The organism is Amphritea sp. (genome assembly GCF_016744155.1).
Classification (GTDB): domain Bacteria; phylum Pseudomonadota; class Gammaproteobacteria; order Pseudomonadales; family Balneatricaceae; genus Amphritea.
On record NZ_JADGEW010000029.1, the window covers coordinates 20024 to 39669 of the forward strand.

Annotated in this window: 13 protein-coding genes; 7 read left to right on the forward strand and 6 right to left on the reverse strand. The window is 43.6% G+C overall.

The genetic code is table 11. The features are described from left to right. The first annotated feature begins 750 nt into the window (after window positions 1-750). On the forward strand, window positions 751-3972 hold the full coding sequence (locus QZZ54_RS17035; RefSeq protein ID WP_290704736.1) for an EAL domain-containing protein: 3222 nt from the start codon (window positions 751-753) through the stop codon (window positions 3970-3972). Between the two features lie 245 nt (window positions 3973-4217). Here the strand turns inward: QZZ54_RS17035 and QZZ54_RS17040 are convergent, their stop codons facing one another. Then, window positions 4218-5360 carry a GGDEF domain-containing protein gene (locus tag QZZ54_RS17040; RefSeq protein WP_290704739.1) on the reverse strand — a complete coding sequence of 381 codons (1143 nt, stop codon included), beginning with the start codon at window positions 5358-5360 and terminating at the stop codon, window positions 4218-4220. A gap of 541 nt (window positions 5361-5901) precedes the next feature. Between QZZ54_RS17040 and QZZ54_RS17045 the strand changes: the two genes are divergently transcribed. After that, complete coding sequence (locus QZZ54_RS17045; RefSeq protein ID WP_290704742.1) at window positions 5902-6915, forward strand: NAD(P)-dependent alcohol dehydrogenase; 1014 nt, start codon at window positions 5902-5904, stop codon at window positions 6913-6915. A gap of 472 nt (window positions 6916-7387) precedes the next feature. On the opposite strand, the gene QZZ54_RS17050 is transcribed toward QZZ54_RS17045, so the two are convergent. The 4 genes from QZZ54_RS17050 to QZZ54_RS17065 all read right to left on the reverse strand — a co-directional run bounded on the left by QZZ54_RS17050 (window position 7388) and on the right by QZZ54_RS17065 (window position 11739). Then, the gene (locus QZZ54_RS17050; RefSeq protein ID WP_290704745.1) at window positions 7388-7639 is read right to left on the reverse strand and encodes a hypothetical protein; all 252 of its coding nucleotides are present in this window, start codon (window positions 7637-7639) and stop codon (window positions 7388-7390) included. Continuing rightward, a complete protein-coding gene (locus tag QZZ54_RS17055) occupies window positions 7636-9459 on the reverse strand; it encodes a Na/Pi symporter (protein WP_290704748.1) in 1824 nt (607 codons plus the stop codon). Before QZZ54_RS17055 ends, QZZ54_RS17050 begins: the two co-directional genes overlap by 4 nt. A 104-nt stretch (window positions 9460-9563) precedes the next feature. Then, window positions 9564-11132, reverse strand: coding sequence for an inorganic phosphate transporter (locus tag QZZ54_RS17060; RefSeq protein ID WP_290704751.1), 1569 nt, complete (start codon window positions 11130-11132; stop codon window positions 9564-9566). A 253-nt stretch (window positions 11133-11385) separates the two neighbouring features. Next, the gene (locus QZZ54_RS17065; RefSeq protein WP_290704754.1) at window positions 11386-11739 is read right to left on the reverse strand and encodes a hypothetical protein; all 354 of its coding nucleotides are present in this window, start codon (window positions 11737-11739) and stop codon (window positions 11386-11388) included. Between the two features lie 205 nt (window positions 11740-11944). Between QZZ54_RS17065 and QZZ54_RS17070 the strand changes: the two genes are divergently transcribed. The 5 genes from QZZ54_RS17070 (at window position 11945) to QZZ54_RS17090 (ending at window position 17440) form a co-directional block, all read left to right on the forward strand. Next, window positions 11945-14026, forward strand: coding sequence for a GspE/PulE family protein (locus tag QZZ54_RS17070; RefSeq protein ID WP_290704757.1), 2082 nt, complete (start codon window positions 11945-11947; stop codon window positions 14024-14026). 1 nt (window position 14027) lies between these two features. Continuing rightward, window positions 14028-15305 (forward strand): type IV pilin protein, encoded by a 1278-nt coding sequence (locus tag QZZ54_RS17075; RefSeq protein WP_290704760.1) that lies wholly within the window; start codon window positions 14028-14030, stop codon window positions 15303-15305. A 17-nt stretch (window positions 15306-15322) separates the two neighbouring features. Next, entirely contained in the window at window positions 15323-16111 is a 789-nt protein-coding gene (locus QZZ54_RS17080; RefSeq protein ID WP_290704763.1) for a hypothetical protein, read from the forward strand. 69 nt (window positions 16112-16180) lie between these two features. Further along, on the forward strand, window positions 16181-16630 hold the full coding sequence (locus tag QZZ54_RS17085; RefSeq protein WP_290704766.1) for a hypothetical protein: 450 nt from the start codon (window positions 16181-16183) through the stop codon (window positions 16628-16630). A 351-nt stretch (window positions 16631-16981) separates the two neighbouring features. Next, window positions 16982-17440 (forward strand): hypothetical protein, encoded by a 459-nt coding sequence (locus tag QZZ54_RS17090; RefSeq protein ID WP_290704769.1) that lies wholly within the window; start codon window positions 16982-16984, stop codon window positions 17438-17440. A gap of 271 nt (window positions 17441-17711) precedes the next feature. On the opposite strand, the gene QZZ54_RS17095 is transcribed toward QZZ54_RS17090, so the two are convergent. Beyond that, a complete protein-coding gene (locus QZZ54_RS17095) occupies window positions 17712-19133 on the reverse strand; it encodes an NAD-dependent succinate-semialdehyde dehydrogenase (protein ID WP_290704772.1) in 1422 nt (473 codons plus the stop codon). Between the last annotated feature and the right edge of the window lie 513 nt (window positions 19134-19646).

Here is a 19646-nt window from a genome sequence, read left to right on the forward strand (position 1 = left end):
GAATCGTTCTAGTCGATTTTGATGGAGTATTTCGTACAACTATTTGGACATAGTCTCTGCACCTGAGAGAAAAGTCTCAAGTGAATCGAACGAACAACAAAAAGGACCTGATAGCGAAAAAATAAGACTGGAATTTAAAACAGAGGGACGAGAATACTTAAGTAACGTAACGACAGTAATACAACGACAACAAATGGTTAAAAAATAGACTTTTTCTAAGCTAGGACCACTATATAGTGTTACCGCCTTATGTCAATGTTTCTATATAGCCTCGACAGGAAATTGTCCAGTGTTACCAGGGTTTTTTGATAAAGTAATCAGTCAGATAATCGATCAGCGATCTAAAGGTTAAGGGCAGATGTTTTCTTGAAAAATAGAGCGCGTAAATATTCAGATTATGGTGTTTCCATTCAGGCAATATCTGGCAGAGTGTTTTGTCCTTTATATAACTATTAGCCAATAAATGGGCACCTTTCAGCCTTCCTAAAAAGTGCCGCGCTTAAGATCTGAGTTCTCGATCTGTTATCACAGGATCCTTAGCTCATTCGAGTTAACCAAACTGGGGTGGAACTAAGTCAAAACCCCAGGTAACTAGTATAAAATGAGTATTGATTTGTTTTAATCCTTAATTAAGGCCAACCTAATTTAGGATTGTTCGTCGTGTATAGCGTTATAAAGCCAGCCGTCTATGATGAACGGGTAGGTGAGCTTAAATAAATTGTCCTCAATGTTGTAGGGGTTGCAAGGTCTATGGTTTTAAAAGCTTTGGATTGCCCATTCTGTTTAAAAACGGCATCACAGGTAAAAAAATCTGACTCTATAACTTACCAGGTTTGCTGCTCTAGTTGTTCCGCAAGGGGGCCCTCTGCGAAGACAGAAGAGGAAGCTGTTCATCAGTGGGAATCATTCTTTCAAGACGTTAGCTTATCTAAGCTAGTGATTGACGAATCTCCAGATATTATTTTTATTAAAGATTGGAGTGGCCGCTTCCTACTGGGTAATCCTGCTCTAGCCCAGCTCTATGGAACGACTCCAGATCAGCTAATCGGCCTTGACGATGGATATTTTAATCCCAATCAGGAACAAGTTGATTCCTATTTAGCCAGCACCCGAGACGTCATTCGCTCCGGGGAAGTTCAGTATATTGAAGAGTCGTCGACTGATAAGGTTACTGGCGAGGTCAAACACTACCTTTCGGTTAAAAAACCCTTTTATGGTCCTTCTGGTGAGCCTAGGCTTTTGGTCATAGCCAATGATATAACGGAGCTGAAAGTAGCCTACCAAATACTTGAAGAGCGTGAGAACCGATACGCTTATGCCATGAACATTGCGGGAGAGGGTATCTGGGATTGGGATCTCCGAAATGACACCGTCACTCATAATATGCGTTGGTGCGAAATTCTAGGGCTTGAAGATGATTGTTTACAGCACCCTGTAGATGAATTTATTAAGCGGTTGCACGAAGATGATAGACAGTCCGTTGCCGAAGCTTTAAAAAACATGCTAGAAGACGCGACAGGTCAAAATAAATATGAACACGAACATCGCATGCTTCGTGCGAATGGTGAGGTCTTGTGGATATTCGACCGCGGTGAAGTGGTAGAACGTGATGATCAGGGGCAGCCGGTCAGGGTTGTAGGCGCTATTAGAAATATTGATGAACGTAAGCAGTTTGAGCTTAATCTCAAGAGAACAGAACAAGAGCTTTCATTACTCAATCAGCAACTTGAAAATACAGTAGAACAACGGACAGCTGAGTTATATAGAAACGAAGAGCGGTTCGCACTAGCGATGCGTAGTGCGAATGATGGGTTGTGGGACTGGCATCTGCGGACAAATCAGGTTTATTTCTCGCCTCGCTGGATGAGTATGCTCGGTTATGGACCTGATGAATTAGAGCCGGTTTTAGATACCTGGGCCTCTTTGGTCCACCCAGATGATAAGGAACATGTCTTACAAAAAGCACAGGATTACTTATCAGAGAAGGAAGCTGCGTTTGAAGTAGAAATGCGTATGCAGCATAAGAATGGACACTATATTTTTGTTCGATCTCGTGCGTTTAAGATGCTCTGCAACTCAACCGGTAAAACCTCGCGTTTAATTGGTACTCATGTTGATATATCAGATAAAAAAAGATCAGAGATCCTCGATAAAGGTACGACAAGCGTTCTTGAAATGATTGCTAAAGGCAATCCCGCCTCGGAAATTTATGAAGAGATTGCTCTCCTTTATGAGAACCGTCATCCGGGATTAAGGTGCTCGATGCTTGAGCTTGAGGGGGATACACTCCTTCACGGCGGAGCTCCTAGTATGCCGAAGGCATATTGCGAGGCGGTAAATGGGCTTAAAAACGGCCCTGATGTTGGTTCCTGCGGTGCATCCACTTATAGAGGTGAGCGCGTCTTGGTTGAAAACATCGAAACCGACCCTAAGTGGGTTAATCTCAAAGACTTTGCATTACCCCATGGCATGCGTTGTTGTTGGTCTGAGCCCATTATAAATTCTTCAGGTACTGTCTTAGGTGCTTTTGGAATGTACTACGACCACCCAGCATTACCAAATGAAGATGAATCTAACGATCTGACATCCGCGGCAAGGCTTGCGGGTATTATTATGGAAAGAGAGCATAACCAAAGACGAATGCGGGATTTGGCCTACATAGATGAGCTTACTGGATTATCCAGCCGTGGTTATTTCTATTTGACTATTGATGAACTCCTCAAGCTTTCTAAGCGCAACAATCATCAATTCAGTTTGCTCTATTTAGATTTAGATGACTTCAAAACGGTGAACGATAGCCTTGGTCATGATATCGGAGATCTATTACTTAAAGAGATTGCTGTTCGTATAAAGGAAGCCTGCCGTGAGGCGGACTTCATAGCCCGTCTTGGAGGCGATGAATTCTGCATTATAATGCACGATATCGAAGATAACTCTCATTCGGTGAAGGTAGCAGAGCGGTGTCTTAATTTTATTTCACAGCCATTTGAGCTCAAAGGTAGGAAGGTTGTTCCCTCCTGTAGTATTGGCATTGCACACTATCCCGCAGACGGCAATGACCTTCAAACTTTGATCAAAGCAGCAGACACCGCGTTATACGAAGCGAAAGACCTAGGTAAAAACTGTTTTACATTCTATGAGGCCGAGTTTACGGATAAAGCGGAGTATCGATTCCAGGTCGAACAGCTTTTAAGGGAAGCGGTTGAGCATCGGCAGCTAACTCTAGCCTATCAGCCTCAGATCGACCTTATCTCGGGAGAAATTATCGGTTTAGAAGCCTTGTCACGCTGGTATCATCCTCAACTTGGGCAGGTGCCTCCCCTTGATTTTATTCAAACTGCCGAGAAAATCGGTTTAATAAAACCTCTTACCGAATGGGTACTTAACACTGTTTGCGATCAAATGGTTTCCTGGAAGAGTGAAGGTCTCGAGGGTATTCGAACTGCCATAAATATTTCACCGAGTCATTTTTTAGATAAAGACCTTATCTCATCAATAACTAATGCATTAGATGCTAGTGGCATCATTTCCGATGAGTTAGAACTCGAGGTAACTGAGGGCGTCGTACAGACAAATATACTTAACTTATCTGCTTTTCAGGATCTGAAAGCACTAGGGGTTTCTCTGGCAATTGATGATTTTGGATCAGGTTTTTCTTCATTTTCATCATTAAAACATATGAATGTTGATGTTCTCAAGATCGATAAAAGCTTTATAGACGACATCCTAACTGATCATAAAACTCAATTATTAGTCAGCTCGATGATAGAAATGGGGCATAACTTAGGCTATAAAATCATCGCGGAAGGCATTGAGACATCTGAGCAGCTTAATCTGCTTCAAGAACTAAATTGCGATATAGGGCAAGGTTACCTTTTCAGCAAACCTGTAACCCCAGAAGAGATATCAACATTACTCAGTATAAGTCCTAGGGGAATTGGAGGGTTTAGAATTGATACACTTGAGAGTTAAAATTCTGTTATTTAACTCTCAGGAATGGAGTGAATGCAAAGAGATCTCGAGCTGTGCTTCTGCTAAATTTTAATGCTCAATAAAGTTCTTCAGATCCCTTCTTTGAACTCAGATACCCCTGAGTCGTTATATGCAAGATATATACAGCCAATAATCTGTACTCAACAGAGTAACGAAAGAGTTTGTTAAGGTTGTGCGAAGGGACCGGTTTATTTCATATGCACAGAAATTAAATTAGCTTCACTTTACTCTGTGTTACTCGGAGCCAGCTGAGCCTGATTACGGCCGTTTTCTTTGGCTAAGTAGAGTGCTGAATCAGCCGCCCGCAGCAGCTCACTGATATTCCTGTAATTGCTCTTTGATACCTCAGCGATACCGGCGCTAAGCGTAAGGATTCCCAATAGAGAGTATTGATGTGATATTTCAAGCTCTGCAATGGAGGCACAGATCTTCTTGGCTAGGTGCATGGCAGTGGCAGCATCAGTATCCGGAAGAATGAGTAAGAACTCTTCCCCTCCATATCGTACGGCTAGGTCTCCAGCACGTTGTCCTGATTGCAGTAGAAGCTGTGCTACTTCTTTTAGGCGATCATCTCCCGCCTGGTGCCCATAATGATCGTTATAATTCTTGAAAAAATCGACGTCTAACATCACCAGAGCTAAAGGCCGCTGGTATCGATCTGCTCTTGCCCATTCTTTTTTCAGAATAGTGTCCATACTACGTCGATTCGCCAGGCCGGTGAGTTGATCTGTATTTGACTCTTTTTGTAACTTGGACTGGACCTCCTCGGTAAAACTTAACAAAGCAAAGACACCGCTGATGACACTGAATGCGGGCCAGATAACCTGAGAAGAAACGATGGTAGCGCTGAAGAGTTCAGGTGAAAACTGCAGTAATAGAGAGCGGGTAGCAACGACTAGGGCCATAAAAAAACAAGCGTAAGCAAGAATGATATCTGATGGGTTTCTGTGCTTTTTCGTTTTTAGAAACAGATAGCCAATAAGACAGAAGGCCAGAGGGACAAATAGAGCACTAACGTGCAAGGCCTTATATAACTGACCCGCATACGTAAAATAGCCCAGGGCAGTACAATTAATTAGAAAAATAGCTGATATGAGGGTAAGCGGTAGTGGGTGTTCGCATCGTTTGTAACTAAAAACAACCATGCCCCAAATGAAAACAGAAGATAGAATGACAGACACAATTTTTAAAAATACATTTATATCAAATACATATAAAAACCAGCTAATAAAATTTGCAGAAAAGGCAACGATGAAAAATAGAATGGACTTCTGCTTCCCTTCAGGGTCTTTAATTCTTGTGCCTGAAAATGCCAAAACCAGATTGATTAATGCAACGGTTAAGAAGTATGCCTGTTCAGTTGTCATTATTCTTCTCTTACAGAAAGCTTTTGATGGTTGTTGACTGCGGTAGTAGAGAGGCAATGGTTAGTAAGTTTTTCCGAGATCAAGACTTTAGTTTTTGTGGCTTTGGCTGGAGAGAAGCTTGTTTGTCTAGTATACCTAAATGGGTGTAGAAGTGGTCTTTCCATCGGTCTTTGAATCCATTTTTGTGATCTCAGGCTATTTTACCTAAGCAAGTCATTTACAGGTATAGGGAAGAAGTCTAAGGGTTATAACTTCAAGATAGTTAAGGATCAGCGACGAGGAGGGTGCTGAACAAAAGGTGTAGTCAGTTGCCCTAGAGCAGTAATCGTATGTTTCTCATCTAGAGAAATGGTCGGGATTGCATGACTTGAACCTATGAACCTCTAAAATGAGGATCAGCAAGCTCAATAATCCCAGTTTGAGTCACTAATTGTTGATAATAACCTTTCAAATGAAATAGACCTTAGATGGTGTAGGATTATCTGCGTGGTCGGTAGTGATTATTGGGTAAGAAAATATAAAAGGTTAATGGAGAACATAGATGCGGGTCTATCAAATAGAAGGTGATTGGGGCATTGATAATCTAAAGATCAGTCATCGAGATATACCTAAACCGGGTCTTGGGCAGGTTTTAGTGAAAATGAGTGCGTCAGCATTGAATTTTCGTGATCTTGTTGTTCCTGAGCGTGGATATGGTCGAAGGACTGGAGAGCTGCCATTGATTCCTGTTTCGGACGGTATTGGCGAAGTCGTAGAGATCGGAGAAGGGGTGACCCGGGTTGCAACGGGAGATCGTGTTTGCCCAACTTTTTTTCAGAACTGGTTAGGCGGAGAGCCAAATGATGATCGCTTTAGTCAGGCATTAGGCGGGCCGCTAGACGGCACTATGGCGGAGTACATGTGCTTGTCCCAAGAAGGCGTCGTGAAAGTTGCCGAACATCTGACAAATATCGAAGCGGCGGGGCTTCCATGTGCTGCGCTGACGGCATGGAGTGCCTTGGCAACAAACAGCGTCACTAAGCCTGGAGATAAAATTTTAATTCAAGGGTCAGGAGGCGTTGCACTATTTGCACTGCAGTTCGCAAAATTATTTGGTGCCCATGTGACTATGATTTCCTCCAGTGAAGAAAAAATAGAGCGTTTAAAAGTAATAGGCGCCGATGCCACTATTAACTATCGGCAGACTCCTGAATGGTCTAAAGCTTCTCGTGAAATTACGAGGGGAAAGGGGTTCGACCACATCATTGAGCTTGGTGGTGAGAAAACATTGCCCCAATCCTTAGGTTGTGTGCGAGCCGGCGGAACAGTTTCGATGATTGGCATGCTATCGGGGCTGAATTTAGCAGCCTCTTTGGGGCCTGTGATTACCCGACAGATTTGTCTTCAGGGAGTTACGGTTGGTCATCGGGATGGCTTCGAAGCGATGATGAAGGCTATTGAACTGCATAATATTAAGCCTGTTGTTGATTGTGAATTTGGATTTGAAGAGTTAAAAATAGGATTGGATTATATTCGCAGCGGTGCTCAATTTGGCAAGGTCTGTATCCAATATTGATTGGTCTTATACATCGCTATAACCGATAGAAATTTAAAGCTTAATAGCAGGATTATAGGGAAAGGAGAGGGGGAGGTGAAATAGCGCAGGGGCTGAGGCTGGATAACCGAGCCTGTTTAATTCGGCCTCAAATCAGACTAACTACTCTACAGTTCTTTGACGGGGGAGTGGAGTAGTCATACCCCGATAGAATCTAGTGCTAACTCGCACCTTTATTAATTCACTTCGCTGCCAAGATTAATGTAGAAGTTGGATAAGTGATATGTTGGCTTGTTTTGGTGGAGAATAGCTCGTTATCTTGCTGCCTGAAACAAATATTGACGGCTGCCATTGAGGCCGCAAAGAGTGTACGCAAACGCTTTGAAGACTGTCTATTTAGCGATGGCAGAATACAGATGACGGTTAGCATTTGAACGATAGAATCTTAAATGAGGATTCGTCACGTGCCATCCTGTCCATATTAAACTTATGTTTAAATTTCACTCTTGAGTTCTTTTAGTAATTTCAAACCCTTTTTTCGCTGCGCTTTAAGAACCTTCATCTTTTCTTCCAGATTTTTTTTAGCGTTTAGATCAGTCTCGCTTTTTACTTTTTCTTTTAGAATATTTTGTTTTGTCTTAAGCTTTTTCATAAGGCGCTTTAGCGACTCATACTTTGTGACTTGCTCCCGTCTGTCCGTATCGATAAAGTTCTTTATGGTTTTTAACAGATCATTAGTTTTCATTTAGTTGCTTCCTCGACATATTCATCTACAACTTCTTTGATTTCTACTTCATCGAGAGCGACACTGTTTTCTGCCTCCTCGTCACGCTGGTCTGAGGAGGTAAATAACATTCCTCCCATATGAATAAGATTTCGGCAGATTTCCTGATAGTAAGCGCTATCGTTCATAAGAGAGATTGCCATTGGTGCACTGATACGGTGCTCACGAATCAGACGATCTAGCCGTCCCGTTTTAATAATATCTCTTTCATTTATTTCAACTTTAATCTGATCAAGGGATAAGATTGTAGCTGACTCATCTTCTCCGGTCCGTATAACTTCCAATTCCTGCAAAACGCGGCATATGAGTATGCGCATATTGTTATATTCCTGACGAATATCAGGGTTAGCCGAAACCGTGTAGATGTTCAGGTTTTTCTGCAGATGCTTGATCCCTTTAATTGTCTCGACTAGATCGCGGCCTACTTCTCTGAGCTGCAAAAGTCTATCAAGGTGGTCAGGCGCGCCCATTGAACTCTGAGATTGGCTAATAAAGACGACGATGTCTGCGTAAATAGACTTGATGCGTCTCTCGTATATATCATCAATATCTTGCTGCAACATTATTTTGCTGGAGTTATTAATGGTATCTTCAACTTTACTATCTGGAGCCAGCACGCTTCTGTTCAAGCTTAAACCCCGAATGATGGTGTCAACGGACAAATCATAAAGGCGAACGGTTTCTTTCCTAACAGCCTCTATGGCGGCCGCAGGGATCTCGGCTGATGCAGAAGATAGATAGCGAGCTTTTTCGATCTGAGGGGCCTGCGTGGGCATTACACGCACAAGGAAAGAAACTAACTTCCCTGTAAATGGCACCATAATGATGACACCTGTCACATTGAAAATAGTATGAAATACGGCAAGTTTGAGCGTGTAGTCATCGTCAGCTATACCAATTGTAGAGGACACCATATCCACCAATCCGATAACCGGGTTCATCGCAAGCATGAAAACAATACCGGCTGTTACCTTGAAGAGCACATCTGATAAGGCGAGTCGCCTGCCGTCAGTATTGGATGTCAACGACCCTAAGACGGCAGTGATGGTGGTTCCGACATTGGCACCGATGACCAAGGCAAGTGCATTGCCATAGGTCACCTGATGGACTGAAAGTGCAGTAATAACCAGTACCAGCGTGGCGTGGCTAGATTGCATGATGATAGTAGCCAGAATGCCTATCAGCGTGAATACTAGTACTCCGCCAAAACCTTCCATGGCATAGTCAGTCAGACTAATTTGATTCTGGAAGGCCTCAAAACCTTCCTTCATATAGTGGATGCCGAGGAAAAGAAAACCAAGTCCCGCCAGGATGTAGCCAAGCCCTTTCAGAAATTTAGATTTTTGGAATATAAAAATGACACCAAACACCAGCATCGGCATTGCATAAGCAGAAATTTTTACCTTCAGACCAAAGCCTGCGATCAGCCAAGCACCGGTGGTACTACCTACATTTGCGCCAAAAATAATACCCATACCCTCAACCAGCCCGATAAGACCGGCACTGAGAAAAGAGATAGTAATCACGGAGACCAATGAACTGGACTGCATTACGGTTGCTGCGGTAAAACCAAAAGTCAGGCTTTTCCACATTTTGTTAGTACTATTACGCAAAGTCCTTTCAAGGGCTCCACCGGCGAATGCATTGAAGCCCTGCTCAAGTGCCAGCATTCCAAACAGAAAAATTGCTATACCAGCAGTAATGACCTTAAAGTCAGGGCTAAGCCAAAACCCGTAAGTTAATAACAAAAAAATAGTAGGTAAAAATATTTTTTTAATCATGTAAACCTATTAAGTAAAATTATGCTTTCAAATACTGTGGCGGTATAAATTCTGTCACACATTCAACAGGTATTGTTACTATAAAAGGCTTTAGATAATCCTTACTAAGGCAGCATCATACCTCTGATAGTAAAGTAAATAATTGCCGCCATCAGGGCTGATGCTGGTACTGTAATGACCCAGGCAGCTGCAATTTTTAGCAGTGCTGAACGCTTTACTAATTCATTTTTATAGACTTTACGTAGTTCTTTTCGTTCGTGTTTAGATAAATGTTCTTTATTGGAACTGGTCTTAAGCTGCTTTAACATCTCACCTTTTGTTTGAATGGATGCTTTGCCAAATTCAGCTAAATACGCCTCAACTTCTTCAGGATTATCATTTTCATGATGGTGCATAATTTCTATAGTCATGGCAGTGTAGCTAGCTTTTAAAAATTCACGCAAAAAACCAACACCAAAAATACCACCTACGGCAATATGAGTAGAACTAACGGGTAAGCCAAGTTGCGACGCAATAATCACCGTAATTGCTGCGGCCATCGCAACACAAAATGCGCGCATTTTATCCAGTTCTGTGATTTCGCTTCCTACAGTGCGAATTAGTTTTGGCCCATAGAGCGCCAATCCGATAGCGATGCCTATTGCACCGATCATCATAACCCAGAGCGGAATAGGCGCTTTTGTCGCAAGCCCTCCACTCAAAACAGCATCATTGATTGCCGCTAGGGGGCCGACTGCGTTTGCAACATCATTGCCACCATGGGCAAAACTGAGTAGCGCCGCGGCAAAAATCAGCGGGACTGTAAATAAGCTGTTTACACTATCTTTATCATTCTTGAGGCGATCTGCAGCTCGATGAATAAGAGGGCGTACAATAAGAAAAATGACTGAAGCCACAGCGGCGCCAATCAATAGAGCGGTTACCAGGTCTACTTTCCAGATCTTTTTAAACCCTTTCATCATTAAGTAAGTACTAAATGCCCAGGTCATAAAGAGAACTAATAATGGCACCATGCGCTTGGCTGACGAAATCATATCGTCTTGATAAGTAATCGTACGCTTAATTAAATAGAGAAATGATGCAGCAATTATCCCGCCAAGAACGGGTGATATAACCCAGCTAGAAGCAATGCTGCCAAGCTGTGACCAATTGGCGATTTCCCACCCGCCGGCAGCAACACCTGCCCCCAATATACCACCCACTATAGAATGAGTGGTTGAAACCGGAGCACCGGCAACGGTGGCTACATTTAACCAGATAGCGCCAGCTAACAGCGCTGCCATCATTAACCAGATAAACGTTTCACTGCTGGGTATCAGAGAGGGGTCAATTATCCCTTTCTTGATAGTGCTAACCACATCACCACCGGCAATCAAAGCGCCACTGGCTTCAAATATGATCGCAATTAAAATGGCGCCTGTCATTGTCAACGCGTTTGACCCTACAGCAGGACCTACATTGTTAGCCACATCATTGGCGCCAATATTCATCGCCATATATCCGCCGATCATAGCGGCAACCACTAACATTATATGGTCGGTGCTATTGATTCCCATCTGGCTTGTATACAGCATGATGCCCACGATAAAGAGCAATGCTGTGCCACTACGGAAAAATTCCTTCCGCCCGTGAGCAGATGCAGCTTCCAAATGATGGAGGTTGTTTATATCCATAAAATCAATACCTGTTTAATCGTTACTATTGCAACAAAGCAATACAGTTTTTCTTTGTTCATTATTGATGTCGGATCGACTTTTTTACTACTCAGATTTGATCGATTCAACCATGCATATATTCATACAAATATTGCCTTTTGGGCTTGCTTGAAACGGTACCTGTATTAGGGTTTTCTATCAATGATTTAGGTCGCTGTTTTGTTGATATTATTCACTTTGAAGCACATTAATGACTGGACATTAATATTGTCTATGTTTCGACTCGTCTGAGTTTGTCCGTAACTGGTTCGATAGAGCCAAAATTGGGCAATGCAGCGGGTAGAAAAACTGAAAATTTTGAAGGTTGTCTTAAAGGATTTACGGTGAGGGATTGAGCTGCGAGAGGGAACGGGGTGGTGGTTTTAGCGTTATTAAATGCAATCCATTGTTCGCGGTAGTGGCCACTACCTGTGTTTGATGATAATTTTAGATATAACACTTCTTCAGTGTCTACCGCGATGCGGTATGACAGCTCTGATGTACCCGTAAGGGTTGGGCAGGAAGCCGCTTTTATGATTTGTAGAATAGGGAGGTTTTCTTGCTGACCTTTCTTGGATATCTTCATTGGTATCACTTGCATGAAGTGCATCTTTGCGTAGGGATGGATCGCTCTTATGATGAAGCAGTATCAATATTGTTACCCAGATCTTCTGAATTATGAAGAGTTTTCTGCATGATTAATAAATAGTATTTAGTTTTTTGGGAACGGCTTATTCCCTGTTTGGCCGGGGTGTACGGCGCTGTGTAATGACTAACGATAAGAGGCATAAATGACTGGCAAATCAACACACTGGCTGATAGATGTGCTCCGTAATTTTAAACCAGAATTGGCGCTACCTGATGACTATAATTTATCTATAGATACCAGAGAAGCCTGGCGCCAGTTGCAAGAAAATCTAAAATTACCCTCTGGTATAATTACAGAAGCGCTGTCCTCAGCCTACTCTGCAGTCACTATTAATCTACAAGAGTTCAATCCTCCTAAGCAAAATCCATTTAGTGAAAGTATTTGTCGTGATTTGGGTATCCTTCCCTTTGACTTAACCTCCAACGGACCAGTTATTGCGGTCTATGATCCTAGACTGGCGCCAGAGCATCGAGACAAAATACGCTTTATTTTAGGGAGAGAGTTTAAGCTGGCTATATTGTCGCCCGATGATATCGACATGGGGCTTACCCGACTGTTTTCATCTAATGTTCATGATAGTCGGGCGATTGATCTGGAATCCGCGTTAGTCGGAGAAAGTGAAACTGTACAGCTGGCGAAGGCTATCCTTCGTTCTGCCATCGATAAAAGAGCCTCGGACATACATATCCATCCAATGGTGGGTGGTGCCGCGATTAGATTTAGAATTGATGGTGTTTTAGAGCGAATTGCAACGTTCCCTAAGCAAAAACTCGATAGTTTAGCCCGATTTTTTACAATGAATGCAGGTTTAGATCTGAATCCGTTGATTGCGCAAGACGGCCGGATGCAATTAATTTACGGCCAGCGTGAAATTGACGTTAGATTGTCTTTATTACCAGTATTGGATGGTATGAGGATAGTGTGCCGTCTTCTTGAACAAGGTAAACAGTTTTCTCTAACGAATAGCGGCTTTTCGCCTTCAGATTACCATGCGTTAAAGCGTCTCGTGTCCTATGGGTCAGGAATTGTACTACTCACAGGCCCAACCGGTTCAGGAAAGACGTCAACGCTTTATGCACTTCTGTCTGAGCTAAATAGTGTTGATGTGAATATTATGACTTTAGAAAATCCTGTGGAATATGTCTTACCGGGTATTTCTCAGGTGCAGATTAATGATGCTCAAGGTCTTTCTTTTGGAGATACTTTACGATCTATACTTAGACAAGATCCTGACATAGTGTTGGTTGGTGAAATACGTGATGGTGAAACCGCAAAGGTTGCAGCTCAAGCAGCTTTGACAGGGCATCTGGTGCTATCAACGCTACATACCAACGATGTAGTGGCAGCGCTGCCCAGATTGCTGGACCTTGGAGTAGATCTATCTGTGTTAGCCGATGCGTTAATTGGAGTTGTGTCACAGCGCTTGGTGAGAAAACTATGTCCATCTTGCAAAACAGCTGTCATCGAACCGCTTCAGCCAGAGGAAGATGAGTATAAGCGAATCACTGGTGAATCACCTGGGCACCGCTCATTAGGGTGTGATGCGTGCCATTTCACCGGTTTTATTGGTCGTTTGCCGGTTACAGAAATTATGGAAATATCACCGGGCATGAGAACCGCAATGCTGAGTGGTTCAAGTAACATTAAAGATTTGCTAGAAGCTGACAAAGAGCTAAAAACACATATGGCCGTCAGTGCTGGGCAATGGATAGTATCCGGTGAAACCACAGTTCAAGAATTAAGTCGTGAGTTAGGCTCGCGCTTCTGGCGAGAGCTTGCAGCCATTAACAATGCAGAGTTAAACATACGACTTGAAGGCATTGCTAGATCGAATAATCATTCGCAAGATCGGCTTAAGGTTTTATTGATATCGGATCGAACAGTATTACAATCAGCACTGATTGATAACGCGCCATATGGAATGGTTTGTGCCGATAACGAACAGCAAGCTTCCGATGTTTTGAAAAAAGACACTTCAATTATTGCTATTTTGATTGATGCTACTTTGATGCGTTCTACTCCTGCCGAATGGCTTGGTGGACTTAGGAAAGAGTTAGCCTGGTCGGGAATACCCGTATTATTTTTACTTCCGCCAGAGGCGTATGAAACAAAAGATCTGTTACAGTCATTTGATGCTCAGGCAGTGGAATATAAAGAGGGAATTACAGATGCTGTTGAAATTATCCATGAACTACAAAAAATTCTGACCAAGGGAGCATTGTAACTTGAGCTATATAGCCTTTCGAAAAAACCTCAACCGAGGTTTTACCCTCCCTGAAATACTCATTGCATTGGTGGTTATAGGAATACTTGCAGCAATAGCGATTCCTACATATCAAGACTATGTGACGCGATCTAGGGTTGCAGAAGCCTTTGTGTTTGCCGATGCTGAAAGAATTAAGGTCATACTGAAGCGTATGGATGCCTCAGACAATACACCTGCAGCGTTTTCAGAGCCAAAGGTGGATATGACTTCACTGCAGTGGGTGCCCTTAGTAGAGAGTAATCCAGTAGGTGATACGGTTGTCGGTTATATTCTTCCAGCAATGGATTTGCCGGGACTTGGGTTGCGAGATGCCTTCGCCCTAGAGTATTTATATAACGGCTCTTGGCGTTGTGTTAATGCGGCGGATGCGAAAGAACGTAGTTCTGTGTCTGTTAATAAAGCACTTGAGGATAAATACCTCCCTGCAAGTTGCCTCGCCGGAGCGGGCTTAATGACGCAACACCCACATACGCCCCAGGGCTGTCCGCCCGGTACTCAGAAGGCGCAAGTGGCAGATGCTAATGGCAAAGTACAGCAAGTTTGTCAGCGAGCTCAGCAGGTAGTGCAACCGTCTATCAAACCTATTACGCAAGCGCCTGTACAGCCCGTAGTGCAAGCACCTGTACAAGTTGTAGTGCAACCTCCAGTTTGCCCCATAGGTCAGGATTGCAGCCATAAAGACCCTAAATGCCAACCGGGACAAATATTTATCGGGACGACAACAACGACCGTACGTGATCAGCATAACCCGTTTGGCGGTGGCAGTATTTATTCAACAAAAACCATATCTATACCTGCTCAGTGCGTAGCAAAATGCAAAGATGGCTTTGCATTTAATCCTAATGAGCCTGGTAAGTGTACATTGGAAGCATCACCCAACAATCATACTTGCAGGGGGCCTAAGTTTATTTGTGAGCGAAGCCATGTCACTAGTGGTGAAGCATGTACCATTGATGCACCGTATGCCGCTAATGCTGTAGAAAACTTAAAAGATGGCTCGCGCTATGTAACAAGGAGCTGCCTCTCTCAGCAAGAAGCCTTTGAAGCGGATAAATACAATAAAAGCCATCCTGAGTGTAAAAACTATAACGTTGTTGTACTTCAGGATAGTCATTTTAAATGTACTTTTCCGTGTTATGGAGATGCTTGTAATCTCGAGACGGTACCTGATTATCCCGCGACTTGGTCTGTCGGAAAAACTGCAGCAGACTTGCCTGACCAGTTTGATAAGCCGTAGCGAAGGGATATTGCAGCATGTCTGATAAAGGGGGCAAAAAGTCATCCAGCAGCAGTACAGATCTTCCAAGCCTAGATGATATTTTAAAAGGTGTGGGCGATGCTAATAAAAGCAACCCTAACAGTCAGAATCAAGGTTTTCAGAAAAGAGCTCAAACAAAGCCTGAAAGTCTTGATGATCTGCTGAAAAAAGGCAATAACACAAAGCTTCAAACATCAAAAACAAAAAGAGCTAGCGAAGTGAGAACTTCGGATTTAGCTGATATTGAGGAGTTAGTAAATGCAAGGTCTCAAGAGGCTTCTGCTTCATCTCAAAAAGTCACGTCAGCAAATAAATCTGAAAAATCGCTTAACCAAATAATTGGCTCACTTCAGTCTGAAGATAAAATATCACAGGAAAAAGAGAACCTTGATGTTCGAGGGCATGATAATCGTCAAGTTTTAAGCTTGGCTGTTATTGGGCTGCTGGTGGCCATCGTTATTGGTGTTTTCATGAGCCAGCATAATCAGCAACCGCTTCCTGAGTCTGTCGTTGTTCAACAACTGAAGAGCATTGTCGACGGAATAGAAAAATATCATCAGGAAAATGATAGAACCCCCGGCAAACTGTCCGACCTGCCAGAGTTTCCCATAGGTGCAGTCGAGTGGCCGGTTGATCAATATGAATTGCAGCTAGAGACAAGTGCATTAGAGTTTTTCTATTTTGAGGATGCTAAGGGGTATATTGTCATATCGCGGTATGAGGATGAAGCATGGATATATACTGATACAGGCAATCCTAAAATAAGAAGGGTTCCGATACGGTAAGAAACTCCCATGGTTGGGTAGTCAGTTTGGAGCAAATCCAAGATAGCCTCTACCAATTGTTGAGAACAAATGAGAGCAGATAATAAAAAGGCGCTGCATAGAAAAGTGAATGCCACTGCTCGTGGGGTACCGCACCATCATGGCAATGACTATAAAAACTCTCGACGTAAAGTGTCGGCTATTGGTATGCGCAAAGGTGTTCAACGTGGGTTAGATTACACTCCTCTATTTAGATTTTTACTATCAAAGGTAGGTGGTAACTGGAGCGACATACACAGTGAAGCTGTTTCTCGGTTAGATAAGCAGGATCCTATCTTCTTCATAGTATCAATGGACTATGACTCAGCAGAAGAAGTTGTGCGTGTGGGAGAGAGCTCATATTTTAGTGGTTTGTATATTGACGATGCAGGAGTTCTTCGAGTTGTTAATCCTGAACTGGATGAAAATTTCTTAGAGCCACAATGTAAGTGTTGTACACATACCTTTAACGGGGTTGTTTTTACTCGCAGACTGGATTAGTAGCCATTGATGTAGGCAGTAGTCTTTATAGAGGGTGTTATGTCAAATCTAATACTCATATGTGTTTTTATAGTGATTATTTGTGTTGGTGAATCCGTTAAGGCATCACCAACATCGCATGACTTTATCCCTTGTCAAAAAATGGCTGTAATTATCTTAGATAATTGTTTGAAAGAGGGAGGGAGTAGCTGCTGGTTAGATTCTAAGTCCCACTATAAAATTTGTCGGCAAAGAGTGATCCAGAGTTACCTACCTGATGCTGAGCGAATAAGGGCTGAGCAAAAACTAAGAGAGAAAAGAGAAGCACAGTAGCACTTAGCTGACAGTTAATGTGATCGGGGTAAAAATATAATGTTGATTAAAAATATGCTGATAGGGGTAACGGCATCTATCGTTACAGTATTTCTATTGTTGGTAAGTGGTTTACTTGGGAATGTGGAGGCTAAGGTTACAATTCCAAAAAATAGTGTAATGGCATTTAACCAAGAAACATGTCCTGAAGGTTGGAGTGATTTTACACCAGCATATGGTCGTTTTGTTCGTGGTATTGACCGTAATAAAGCCCCGCTGGATCCTGACGGCGAAAGAGTACTAGCTTCTCTTCAGCTTGATGCTTTAGCTGAACATACTCATACAACAACAGGGCTAAAACAATACCCATCCTGGAGCAGTCAAGAGTTGATCGGGGAAGCTACAGATTTTGCCAGTGCAATACATCCAAGTGTTGGAGGGTATGCTGAAATTTCGTCAACGGGTGCTAAGGAGACACGGCCTGTTAATGTGGCACTGCTTTACTGTGTAAAGTCTTGATGATGTAAGTTGTTCACTCTTTCCTAACATCTACTTCTAGCAGAAGTAGATGCTTTATGGGTTTCGGCCAAGTGGTGATGGTCTAAGAGATTGTTAAGAGGGGTAATTGCTATCAGTACTCTCTTTCAATCTAGGCAAGAGAGTCGGGTGGATGCCTTTTATGTTTAATTGCATTTAATGAAATTAGCTGAAAACCCGACAACGTGTAACTGCTCCATATAACGGAAACGCACTATTGGGTTTTCACGGAACTTTTATATAAACAAATGGTTCAGATTGAGATACCCGCCAGCTTGGTTTCGAGGTACTCCATCAGGCCTTCACGAGCCCCTTCGCGCCCTAGACCGCTCTCCTTCATGCCACCAAACGGGGCTGCGGCACTAGTTGGGTTGATATCGTTGATCCCTACCATACCGAACTGCAGTGCTTCAAAGACACGCATAGCACGTGAGAGATTCTGGGTGTAGATGTAAGCCGCCAGACCGTAGTTGGTATCGTTTGCCATCGCCAATACCTCCTCTTGAGTGTCGAACGGGATCACTGCCGCTACCGGACCAAACGTTTCTTCGCGGTAGATCAGCATCTCTTCGGTTACACCGCTTATTAAGGTCGGCGCATAGAAGTTACCTTTATCCAGCCCACCGTCACGCAGCGTTTCACCACCGATATGCAGCTTAGCGCCTTTACTAACAGCATCTAGTACCTGATTGTTTACCTTGTTAACCGCGGCTTCATTCACCAGCGGACCGATATTTACCCCTGGCTCGATACCGTTACCCGCTTTCATCTTGTTCACGCGGTTTTCGAACTCCTTCAGGAAGGGCTCCAGAATCGAATGCTGCACAAAGATACGGTTCGGGCTAATACAAGCCTGTCCGGTATTGAGGAATTTCACCAGTGATGCACCTTTAGCAGCGTGCACCGGATCGGCATCGTCAAACACGATAAATGGCGCATGGCCGCCTAACTCCATGGATACCCGTTTCAGCTGCGGCGCAGCATCCTGCGCCAGCTTTTTACCCACAGCGGTGGAGCCGGTAAAGGTCAGCTTGCGGACGATCTGGTTGGTACAAAACTCTTCACCAACTGGTACAGGATCGTTGGTGGTAACCAGATTGATCACCCCCGACGGGATACCCACTTCTTCCAATATCTCAAAGATCGCAATGGCACACAGTGGCGTCGCTTCAGCCGGTTTCAGCACGATGGTACAACCCGCTGCAATCGCCGGTGCCACTTTACGAGTGATCATGGAGATTGGGTAATTCCAGGGAGTTACAGCAGCGACCACGCCGATTGGCATGTGCTGTACAAGAAAGCGCTGATCAGGGCGTGCAGAGGGGATTGTTTCGCCGTAGGTACGTTTTACCTCTTCAGCGAACCAGAGCAGGTAGTCCGCACCGTACTGCACTTCGGCCATTGCCGCCTTGAACGGTTTTCCCTGCTCTTTGGTCATCAAGGCCGCCAGCTCTTTCTTGCGTTCGATCATCAGGTCGTAGGCGCGGCGCAGGTAATCGGAGCGCTGGTAGTTGGTAAGCGCAGACCAGCCGGGCAGTGCAGCGGATGCTGCATCGATAGCCCGCTTGGCATCGTCCCGTGTGCCATCCGTAACTTGGGCGATCTCCTCGCCGGTTGCCGGGTTGTAAACTGCGAAGGTGCTATCCGCTTTAATCCACTCACCATTGATAAACATAAGATCTCCTCTTCGTCTCTTAGCTACCTTATCCAGCATCAAGCGTCGGGGCAGGCAGAACGATAAATAGAATAATTACGACCGGGTGGACGCGGGGTTCACCAAGGATAGGTCGTATAAGATGGAGCTTAGTCTGTCGTATCTATCGAAGGAGATCAACAAAAAAACCAAGGGTTTACCCTTATTTGTTCTCTAGCAGTAAGCGTGGTGACGATCCTGTATCAGAAAAGTACAGTTAAGTTAGAATTGTAGCGCAGTAGTATAAAAGCCATCCGTTGTGATGGTTTTTTTGTGTTTGTAAGTCAGAGGTGAAAAGATCTGGGGCCATTACATACAAGATAAAACAGAAGTTAGTGTATGCCCCGGTGAATAACGAAATTCCTTCGTTAAGGATCAGCGAAGGGGAAGCTGCTGAAAAACAGATATGGTCGACATCACTCTAGCTTATGCACTTCTGCTCTAAATGTTCTTGCATGGGTAACGTTCTCTGAATATCATTAATATATTAACTAC